Here is a 10921-nt window from a genome sequence, read left to right on the forward strand (position 1 = left end):
CTAAATGATTTTAGGTTGGTTTTACCATGAAACAGATGTATACTTTTTTTGAAACAGATACTTTATTACAGCTATCGAACACCAAAAACGTTGGTAAAAAGGAGAATTGTAATGAACGAAAATAAAAACAGTGATTCAAAAGAACTAGTACAGAAGAAAACAGGTGCGGATCTCGTCGTCGATTCACTCATCGAGCAGGGTGTCGATTACATCTTCGGTATTCCCGGCGCCAAAATCGATTCCGTCTTCAATGTGTTACAGGACCGGGGACCTGAACTGATTGTTGCACGGCACGAACAAAATGCTGCATTCATGGCTCAAGCCATCGGACGCTTAACGGACAAACCGGGTGTCGTCCTTGTGACATCTGGTCCTGGGGCATCAAATTTAGCGACTGGTCTTGTGACAGCGAACTCTGAAGGTGACCCTGTTGTCGCAATTGCCGGAGCTGTCACGCGAGCCGATCGTTTAAAACGAACACATCAGTCGATGGACAATCAGGCACTCTTTACACCGATTACGAATTTTAGTGCTGAAGTGCAAGATGCCGACAACATTCCAGAAGTATTATCGAATGCTTTCCGAACAGCTGAAACGACAGCTGGAGCTGCTTTCGTCAGTATCCCACAAGACGTCGGGCTAAGCGAAGCGAACGTCACGGCGTTCCGTGCAGTTGAAGCACCAAAGCTTGGTGTTGCACCAGAAGCATGGGTCGATGAAACAGCCCGTCTGATTCAAGAGGCAAAACTCCCTGTCTTGTTACTCGGTATGCGTGCGAGTCAACCAGACGTCGTACACGCGATTCGTTCGTTACTCAAAAACGTCTCGATTCCTGTCGTTCAGACATTCCAAGCAGCCGGCACGTTATCACGTGAGCTTGAATCGAATTTCTACGGACGTGTTGGATTGTTCCGCAATCAGCCGGGAGATGCGTTACTTGCAGAAGCGGATCTTGTCCTCTCGATCGGATATGACCCAATCGGTTATGACCCGAAATTCTGGAACCAACCAACGCACGACCGGACGCTTGTGCACATCGATCAAATGCGTGCCGAAATCGATCATTTCTATCGTCCAGATCATGAGCTTGTCGGTGATATGGCGAAAACCGTCGACGCGATCGCTGAACGCCTGCAACCACTCACATTACCTGAAAGCTCTGTTCAGTTCCTTGAAGGATTACATCAACGTCTTGTCGATCGTGATGTTCCTCCTGTCGCGGATTCTCCGTTGACGCATCCACTTTATTTCATGAAGACGTTGCGTGAAAAAATTGCGGACGATGTCACCGTCACGGTCGATGTCGGCTCACATTATATTTGGATGGCACGTCACTTCCGTTCGTACGAACCGCGCCATCTCCTCTTTAGTAACGGAATGCAAACGCTCGGCGTCGCACTTCCGTGGGCAATCGCAGCTACACTCGTTCGTCCCGGAAAGAAAGCTGTCTCGATTTCAGGTGACGGCGGATTCCTCTTCTCTGCAATGGAACTTGAGACAGCTGTCCGTTTGAACTCACCACTTGTCCACTTCGTCTGGCGCGACAGCGGATTCGATATGGTCGCGTTCCAACAAGAGATGAAATACAAACGGAAATCCGGTACGTCATTTGGTGACGTCGATCTCGTCAAATATGCGGAAAGCTTTGGAGCAAAAGGACTCCGCGTCAATCATCCTTCGGAACTCGCAGCAATCATGGATGAAGCACTCGCGACAGACGGTCCCGTCATCGTCGATGTACCGATCGATTACCGTGACAACATCGCGCTCGGAGAACAAGTTCATCTCGATCAATTGAACTAAGGAGGATTCACATGGCACACGATAAAACACTCGTCCAGATTTCAACGATGATGGCACTACTTGACGGCGTATTTGAGAGTGAAGTCACGTACGCTTCCGTCCTTGATCAACGTGATTTCGGTATCGGAACGTTTGACCACTTAGACGGTGAGATGATTGGATTCGATGGTCAATTCTATCAACTCCGCTCAGATGGTAGTGCTCGACCGCTCCAACCTGAGACGACGACACCTTTCGCGACATTAACCCGTTTCGAGCCGGAACAAACCCTGACCGTGACGGAAGAGATGTCAAAAGCGACGTTTGAGCACTGGCTGAACGAACAACTCCCAACGATCAATAGCTTTTATGCTATCCGGATTGACGGAACATTCACGGAGGTTCAGACACGCACCGTCGCACGCCAGGAAAAACCGTTCGTTCCAATCACGGAAGCTGTCGCTTCTCAAAGCGCTCGTACGTTCAAGCACACGGAAGGAACGCTTGCCGGATACTATACACCACGATTTGGTCACGGTATCGCCGTCGCCGGATATCACCTTCATTTCATCGATGCTGCTCGCGCAGGTGGTGGTCACGTCTTTGACTACACAGTTAAGAACGTCACCGTCACATTCGAAGAAAAGCCGCAACTTGATTTACGTCTACCGACGACAGCGGCTTATCGATCGGCAGATCTCGAAAGTCACGATATTGAAAAAGAGATTAAAATCGCAGAAGGTTAAGCAAAAAAGCGTGTCGTTCCCTTTCGGAATGACACGCTTTTTAGTCGTTTGAGTATTCAAGTAGCTGTTCAAGAAAATGATAACTGTCGTCGACATCCGGATGACGCGTATCTTCATACCAGTAGAGTGACAATACTGCTTGCGCTACGACATACCAGTGCATGCGTCGCTTCAAATCACTCGTCAAAGGATGTCCATAATGTTCGAACCATTCTGGCCAAGCCGCTTCGTCGACATAACTATATAACATCATTCCAAGATCGTACGCACGGTCAGCAATGATCGCATCATCCCAATCGTTCAGATAGAGTTGACCGTCTGCTCCCGTCAACCAGTTATTATGGTTCAAATCTGAATGACAAACGACCTGCTCATCCGTTCTGACCTGCTCCAGATTTTGTTCGAGGTAAACCATCGCATGTTCCACGAGCTCCGGATCCTCTAAATCATCCGGTTGAAAGTACAAACGACATTGTCGCAATAACTCATCAGGTTCGATCGGGCGCTGGTCAAGCTGTTGTAGCATGAACAGTAATTCCTTCGAATCATGGATTTTCCCAAGCAAACGTGCTACTTCAGGACGTTCCATCATTTCAGGCTCCAACTCGTCGCCTTCAATGAACTGTTGGGCGCTGATGACGTCCCCACTATAAATCCGTTTCGTCCATAATAACTTCGGAACGATTCCGTCTGCGGATAAAATCGCCAAAAACGGCGATGAATTTCGTTTTAAGAACAACTTCGATTGTCCGGTTGAAGCGATGTACGCTTCTCCTGTGATTCCACCTGCTGGCGTAAGGGTCCAGCCTTCGCCAAGCGCATCTAAAATATCTAATTCCATTATAATCCGCTCAACTTTTTTAGTAGATTTGCCTAAGGCACAATGCTTATCTTAACACGTTGCGATCGTCGTTGACAACGGAAGGACCTGAATCCTGTCGACACCTTTTAGAAGCGGGTCGACCGAGGCCTCATCCCCTTGTACATGCACATTCCAGCGCGAATGATCAAGTGAGACTTCAACGATTTCGCGCGTCGTATTGTAAACGATGAGCGTGCGTTGCCATGCGTCATACGAGTGGACCGCTCCAAGTTCATAAGCAATGACACCCGGACGTAAGTCGATGAAATGAAGCAACTCGCGAATCTGATTCGCTCGGTGCAACCGGAATCCGCCATGCATTCTACGAATCTGCAAAATCGTCCTGATGTATGTGACAAGGGACAGATGATCATCCCGCCGTTCCCAGTCCATTCGATTGATCTCGTCTGGTGCGTTATAGCTGTTTTCAACACCTTGTTTCGTGCGCAAGAACTCTTGACCTGCGTGAAGAAACGGAATCCCTTGCGCAAACAAGGCAATCGTCTGAGCTAGGCGACTCATCCGCAATAATTGCTGTTCATCTGCCTCTGGACAAGATAACTTTAATTTATCGTATAACGTATGATTGTCATGCGCCTCGACGTAATTGATGGAATAGGTAGGTTCCGGAAAACGTCCGTACGTTTGATTGTCGATATGGACACTTCCGGCAATCCCGTTTCGGACCTCCCCTTCCTTCCAGCCATCTCCCGCAACGAATCCTCGGTCGAATTCACTGAACGTCGATCCTTTTAACGCGTCACGGAACACATCATTAAAATGGGCGATCCGCGGCATTTGCGCAGCGGAGGCACTCATCGCCTTTAATCGTTCCGGCAACGCTGTCGCAAGATCCCACCCTTCTCCATACACCAGAATCGTTGGATCAATCGCATCGAGCGCCGCACGAACATCGTTCATCGTCTCAATGTCATGAATCCCCATCAAATCAAATCGAAAGGCATCAATCTGGTAGACTCGAGCAAAGTACGTCAAACAGTCAACGATCAGGCGGCGCATCATGAATCGCTCGGATGCGGTATCATTTCCGACACCTGTTCCGTTCGATAGTGTCCCGTCTACTTCGTAGCGGAAATAATAACCAGGGACAAGTTGTTCGAGAGAAGAGCGTTCTCGAATGAAGACGTGATTCATGACGACATCGAATGTGACACGAATGCCTGCTTCATGGAGTCGCTCTACCATTTCCGCGTATTCTCTGACGCGAACGAGTGGTTCAACCGAACTCGCATAACTCCCAGCTAGCCCGAACCAAAGCATTGGGTCGTATCCCCAGTTATATGGAGACCGCGTTCGTTCATCGGTCGTCTCAAAAAAGTGGACTGGTAGCAATTGCAGATGGGTGATCCCGAGATCTAGGAGATAATCAAGTCCCGTCGCATGACCTCGAGGAGAGCGCGTTCCTCGTTCCGTCATCCCTGCGTATTGACCCGGATGACTTGAACCAGCTGAGTGATCGATCGTGAAATCACGGATATTCGCTTCGTAGATGACAGCGTCTGACGGTTTGACGAACAGAGGACGCGCGACGCGCTTCGGGAACCACTTGGTCATCGTCCGTTCGACGTCAACAATGACGCCGTATCGACCATTCTCCGATATCGCACTAGCGTACGGATCAACGACCTCTTGTGTGCCAAGGTATGTCGTCACTTCATACCGATACCAGCACTCTGCGATATCTTGTTCCAGTTGAAGATGATAGGCACCTTGCTCTTGTCGCTCCATCTCATGCTTTCCGAGCAACCGTTCATCTTGATCGTACACGACACACATGATCCGTTCTGCGACCGGTGACCAAACAGCAAAGTGAAATGCACCCTCTTCTTCCCAGACACCGAGCTTCCCTTCGTAACGGTACTTGCGCTCAAATGCTTCCGTCCGGACTAACCGGTCGGGAACGACGCGGATCGACCTCCCTGCTCCGAATACCTCATATCGGCATTCTAGCTCGACCGATTCCAGAACCGTCAATTCATAAACCACCAGTTGTTCCTCACGGTGTGTCTCGACTTGCTGGATCGCAAGTGATTGTCCATCACATTCAAGCGACCAGTGGATTGACGGATTGCCTTCGACCTCGACCCGGATGCTCTGGAACGATAAGAACTCCGCCCGGATCACTGGTATCGCTACTTCTTGATTCGTCATCTCTTTCGCAACGACAATGCCGTCGCTCCCTCCCTTACTCTTGAATTCGAGACTGTCCCTCACTTTGAATCGCCATGTGAAACGGAATCGATACCGTCTCTTTTAGAATTTTTTCACACACCCGCATCTGAAATGCCTTTGTATGTGTCGCATTCGCATTCATCCGTTGCACCCAGTTCGGAAAATCGACTTTATTGACATACGTCGTCGTCGTTTCTTTTGGAATTTGATCAAAATAACCTGAAGGGGCGAGGATGACTCGTTCGATCGGCAAGACGTAATCTCGTCCGAGTACGACCCGTAAAATATCTTCTGTCCGCTTTAAACCGATGTTCGGATTCAAGATTTGTTTCGCAGAAGCCTTAAACGGCTGCTCCCGCCATAACTTATCTCGTCGGATATGATAGATACTTTCGTCGCCATCAAGCCATTCCATGATATAGATTGCGGACGGACCGACGACGAACGGACTCAACTCGACTTCTCCGACCTGATATTGGATGACCGCTCGATAAAACATCGCATACTGTTCATTTAGTAGATGCAGCATCTGGTAGAAGTCTAAATGACGTTTCAATGGAATCCGCCAAATGTCCTCCTCTCCTGCTCCGCCAGTGACGTTCAAGAGTTTTTGTAACTCGAGACGTTTTTTGTACCATTTATCAAACGCTCTTCGAGATAATTGTTTACCCGGAAGTTGAATGACTTCACTTTTTTTCATCACTTGCCACCACTTCTTCGGACGGATGAGCGTCTCCCCTGGAAACAACTCTCCTGCCTCCCATCTGCGGTAGACATGGGCATAATCAAGTGCCTGGTGTTCACCGAATCGTTTCGTCATCTCTAGCGGATTTTTTTCAAATCGACTATCTAAATCATATAGTTTCATCAAAATTGCGATGGGGATCACCTCACTCCTCTTCACCTAGATGAATCCGGTAAACCGGCTCATACCGCGGTGAAACCTCTGGTCGTACTTCAAATAGAACGAGCTCACGAACAGTCCACTCTACCGATTGCATCGGACTCGTCTCCCATTCAGCTGCCTCAGTACGCCATTTTTTCGCGATCGTGACATGCGGTACGAATGGTCTGGTCGAATTCGGATCAATCTGTTTCACTAATTGAAACAATTCCTCCGATTCCGTTCCGAACCCTACGACGCGTGGTCGTTCATCCCGACCAAACGTGATCAAACGATCGAATCGTAGCACGAAGGGTTCCATCGTACGCGCGATCTGCTGTAACTGCTGTTTCCACGACTGCTGTTCTTTTTCCTCCAATGGACCGAAAAAACGAAGTGTTAGATGATACTCTTCTAATGTATAAACGTTACGAAAGTGCTCAGGTAGCGATAACCGTTCAGCAAGATTCGCTAAATCTTTAGAAGGGATCGGTAAGGCAATGAAAAAGTGTCGTTCTTGTCTCATCGTCGCGTTCACTCCTTCATACGACCACTGATACCATACAGAATCGCGCCTAGGATACTACTACTTGTATATACCCAAAAGACGATATAGATTGTACTCTTCTCGAGTACAAAACCACTCATCAGATTAAACAACGCGGTCGCGAGTCCCGTCGTCGTTGCCATATATGTACTGACGGCTGTTGCGACCATCGTCTCTGGAACGAGCGATCGGACATAATCTAAGGCGACAGGGATCAATAGACCAACGATCATACCTTGCATCGCAGATAATACCCACAGCATGACGATTGGAAGTTCTAAAGCAATCATCGCTGTCCGCGCAGCCGACAACAAGGAGACGAATACAAGAACCGGAATCGCTCCGAATCGTAATAACAGACGCGTGGCGATGCGCATGAACGGAATTTCGCACAGAACGGCGACAAAGAATAATGTTCCGACGAGTGCCGTCGTCTCGCCACGAATCGTGACGTAGCTGCCAAAGTAATAATTGTTGGCGAAGATGGGTCCGAAGATCAAACTCCCCCCTGCTAGGAACAACAGGAAGCGTCGATTCGAAAAGAGCTGTTTTAACGGTACGGGTTGCTGATGTGAAACATGGACGCTGCCCGTCTCTTCAATACCGATCAGCACAAGGAAACCGAGAACCCATGCTGCACCGGTTGCATAAAAAATCAGATTTAGTCCGCCACCCTCAGTGATTTGCCCAAGAATGAAAACAGCTAAAGCGAACCCTGCTGAGCCGAAAAGACGTAAAGCGCCGTAATCCACTTTACGCTTTCGCGTGTACTCAATCGCTAATGTATCGACGAGCGGAATATGCGCACACTGGAACAACGCCCAGACACAAGAAATCAACAATAAAAGCAGATAAGCAGACGTCAGTAAGTAACTGAGTGTAAAAATACCGGCAGCAAGCATCGCGACGAGTAAGAGTCGTTTCGGTTTCCCGAGTCGATCCGCCGCGATTCCCCAGACAGGTTGTAGGAAAATGGAGAGAATCGGTCCAATCGCAACGATTGTTCCAATCTCTGAAGCCGACAGTCCGAACGCGTCGTTTGAGAAATAAAGTGCGAGATACGGAATGAGTGCTCCTTGCCCAAAGAAAATAAAGAAATATAAGGCTTGGAAATGATAGGTTTGACGATTTTTCACACGGAACTTCCTTTCAAGAAGCAATCCCCCATCTTTACGATGCGGGGATCATCAATCATTATTTTGCGAGTTCATAAATCGCTTCTGCATAGATTGCGACAGCAAGCAATAGTTCATCAAAATCAACATATTCATCGACTTGGTGGGCAACTTCAGGACCACCAGGGAAGACTGGACCAAAAGCAACTCCCGCCGTCAATGAACGCGCATATGTGCCGCCACCAATTGCTATCAAATCAGCTGATTGGTTCGTGTGGCGCTCATAGACGGCACTTAGCGTCTTGATCAATTCATGGTTTGGATCAACATGGTGCGGTGTCATATGCGTCCGCGTCTGCAATTCAAAACCATATCCTGCCGCGGCTTCCTTGATGATTTGCAGACGTTCCGTGAAGTCTGCTGTATACGGGTAACGGATATTGATCGATGCCGTTCCTTGCTCTTCGGCGTAACGGAATACACCGCCATTGATCGTTAAGTCACCTGTCTCGTCTGAAGCAGCGACACCGATCGCTACACCGCGAGAATCCCGGAACATATGCGTCACGAGTTGAATGTAACGACGACCGTTATAATCCAAGTGAAGCGTATTGAGGAAACGCGACAAATGTAAAGCGGCATTTTTACCATTGTCCGGCTCCATCGCATGGGCTGCGACACCATTGACATCAAGTACGAGACCTTCCGTTTCTTGCTTGACTGTCCCCGTCAAACCTTGTTCTTCAAGATAAGCATGGAAATCCGTCTCAAGCGTTCCTACTTCGACGACACGAAGAAGCGCTTGGGCATGACCTGGAACCATGTTCGGACGTTCGCCGCCTTCAAAACGAACGAGATGGTAGCCTGTATCAGATGCTTGCGCTGGTTTTCCTTGAATCAATAACCCGTCATAGAGTCCTTTTTCCGCATTGATGATCGGGAAGTCGGCATCTGGTGCAAAACCGAGTGTTGGCATCTCTTCATGTTTGAAGTAATGATTGACACAACGCCATTCACTCTCCTCATCCCCTCCTGCAATCAGACGGATGCGCTTCGAGAGTGGTAAGCCAAGTTCTTTGACGATTTTCAGAGCGTAATAAGCTGCCATCGTCGGTCCTTTATCATCAATTGCTCCACGTGCATACAGTTTTCCATCTACAAGCGTCGGGTTGAATGGACCGTATGTCCAGTGATCGCCACCAGCTGGTACGACGTCTAAGTGACAAAGAATACCGAGTAACTCTTCCCCTTGACCATACTCCAAATGTCCTGCATACCCATCGACATTTTTTGACGTGAACCCATCGCGTTCCCCTGTCGCGAGCATCCAATCGAGGGCACGTTTGACTTCATGACCAAACGGCGCGCCCTCTTCGATCGTGGATTCGTCGAGTACACTCGGAATCCGTAATAGTTCTTTTAAATCTTCTAATAAGTCCTCGCGACGTGCGAGTACTTCCTCTTTCCAATTCACCATCTGATTTCGCTCCTTCATTACGGGTTTTGGATTCGTTTCCTATACACCTTCCTAGTATAGCGAATATTCGTTCAGATACGAACATCCAAATTCTGTTTTCTTTTTTATTTATTGAAATGACGAACATTCAAACGAAATAAAACCCTAATCATCGACTTTACAAACCATTTGAATATATTTTTTATGCTAACGTTCGGTTAAATTACTTGCATTTTAATATCAAAACGTTATACTAAAGGCGAAACAACTGGATATTGCATTGTCTTTTGTCACCCGAAGCTTTAGAACACTATTCTATCCATTGGGGGAGTGGTTATACCAATGAAAGATTCTACAGACCGTATGTTGACCCGGATTAAATCGATTTATCTCTACATCCAAGAGAACGGAGCTACTACGACAGCAGAGTTGGTTGAAGAGTTTGGCATCACTTCAAGGACCGTCCAGCGGGATTTGAACGTGCTCGAATACAACAATCTCATTGTGAGCCCTCGACGCGGTACATGGACGTCGAGTAAGAAACAAAAGCAAGCGGGTTGATCCACTGTTTCACTATGTATATCTTTCGATGACGCGATTCTTCGCGTCTTTTTTTGTTATCTTTTTTAAAACGTGGGGTATAGCTATTGGGAGAAGGAGATGATAAGCATGAATATTTTAATCATTGGAGCAAACGGAACAACGGGACGCAAAATGGTCGAATTGATCGCTAAACAAGGAGATCACCAAGCGATCGCTGTCGTACGGGAAGAAAATCAAATCAACGATTTGATCGCACTCGGTGCATCTGAAGTCAGACTTGGGGATTTGACGAAGGATGTCAGTGGCGTCGTCAGTAACGCGGACGTCGTCATCTTTGCAGCGGGTGCTGGTGGCGCATCGGACGAATTGACACGCGCCGTCGATCAGGAAGGTGCAATCAAAGTCATCGATGCAGCAAAAGCGAACGGGATCGATCGTTTTCTGATGCTCAGTTCAGTCGGTACGGAAGAACCGAAAGGCGAACTAAAAGTATATCTCGAATCGAAAGCAGCAGCAGACGCTCACCTAAAAGAAAGCGGACTCGACTATACGATCGTCCGTCCCGGTCCACTCAGCTACGATGACCCAGCAGGTACTGTTGAAACGAAAGAGCATTTTGATTCATACGAAGATCGTAAGGTGTCTCGTGACGATGTGGCTGCGCTGTTCGTTCACTTGATTGATCATCCGACACAATCTCGTGTATTCGAAGTACTCAGCGGTCCTTATCCGATCGCAGAAGCACTACGTAATCAATAATTGAATCCCACAATAAAAGGCGATGGAATGCACAT

General features: G+C 48.0%; 10 protein-coding genes. 4 read left to right on the top strand and 6 right to left on the bottom strand.

Going from position 1 to position 10921, the window contains the following annotated elements:
• The first annotated feature begins 111 nt into the window (after positions 1–111).
• Both alsS and budA read left to right on the top strand, forming a co-directional pair.
• Positions 112–1803, top strand: coding sequence for an acetolactate synthase AlsS (alsS, locus tag KNQ08_RS08865; protein ID WP_050678597.1), 1692 nt, complete (start codon positions 112–114; stop codon positions 1801–1803).
• Between the two features lie 11 nt (positions 1804–1814).
• On the top strand, positions 1815–2528 hold the full coding sequence (gene budA, locus KNQ08_RS08870) for an acetolactate decarboxylase (RefSeq protein ID WP_214805288.1): 714 nt from the start codon (positions 1815–1817) through the stop codon (positions 2526–2528).
• A gap of 40 nt (positions 2529–2568) precedes the next feature.
• Here the strand turns inward: budA and KNQ08_RS08875 are convergent, their stop codons facing one another.
• The 6 genes from KNQ08_RS08875 to pepV are packed head-to-tail and all read right to left on the bottom strand — an operon-like array spanning position 2569 to position 9605.
• Positions 2569–3369, bottom strand: a complete 801-nt coding sequence (locus tag KNQ08_RS08875) for a phosphotransferase family protein (RefSeq protein ID WP_087681261.1) — start codon at positions 3367–3369, stop codon at positions 2569–2571.
• A gap of 51 nt (positions 3370–3420) precedes the next feature.
• Positions 3421–5562: a type I pullulanase gene (gene pulA / locus KNQ08_RS08880; RefSeq protein WP_214805290.1), complete on the bottom strand. Its 2142-nt coding sequence runs from the start codon at positions 5560–5562 to the stop codon at positions 3421–3423.
• Positions 5563–5596: 34 nt separating this feature from the next.
• Entirely contained in the window at positions 5597–6451 is an 855-nt protein-coding gene (locus tag KNQ08_RS08885) for a hypothetical protein (RefSeq protein ID WP_241492644.1), read from the bottom strand.
• Between the two features lie 22 nt (positions 6452–6473).
• Positions 6474–6992: an RNA 2',3'-cyclic phosphodiesterase gene (gene thpR / locus KNQ08_RS08890; RefSeq protein WP_214805292.1), complete on the bottom strand. Its 519-nt coding sequence runs from the start codon at positions 6990–6992 to the stop codon at positions 6474–6476.
• 8 nt (positions 6993–7000) lie between these two features.
• On the bottom strand, positions 7001–8149 hold the full coding sequence (locus KNQ08_RS08895) for an MFS transporter (RefSeq protein WP_064299485.1): 1149 nt from the start codon (positions 8147–8149) through the stop codon (positions 7001–7003).
• 58 nt (positions 8150–8207) lie between these two features.
• Positions 8208–9605: a dipeptidase PepV gene (gene pepV / locus KNQ08_RS08900; RefSeq protein WP_214805294.1), complete on the bottom strand. Its 1398-nt coding sequence runs from the start codon at positions 9603–9605 to the stop codon at positions 8208–8210.
• 321 nt (positions 9606–9926) lie between these two features.
• Between pepV and KNQ08_RS08905 the strand changes: the two genes are divergently transcribed.
• Positions 9927–10145 (top strand): DeoR family transcriptional regulator, encoded by a 219-nt coding sequence (locus tag KNQ08_RS08905; protein WP_023469095.1) that lies wholly within the window; start codon positions 9927–9929, stop codon positions 10143–10145.
• A gap of 108 nt (positions 10146–10253) precedes the next feature.
• Positions 10254–10886, top strand: coding sequence for an SDR family oxidoreductase (locus tag KNQ08_RS08910; protein WP_214805296.1), 633 nt, complete (start codon positions 10254–10256; stop codon positions 10884–10886).
• The last annotated feature ends 35 nt before the right edge of the window (positions 10887–10921 follow it).

It is taken from the genome of Exiguobacterium sp. s46 (assembly GCF_018618875.1).
Classification (GTDB): Bacteria; Bacillota; Bacilli; order Exiguobacteriales; family Exiguobacteriaceae; genus Exiguobacterium_A; species Exiguobacterium_A abrahamii.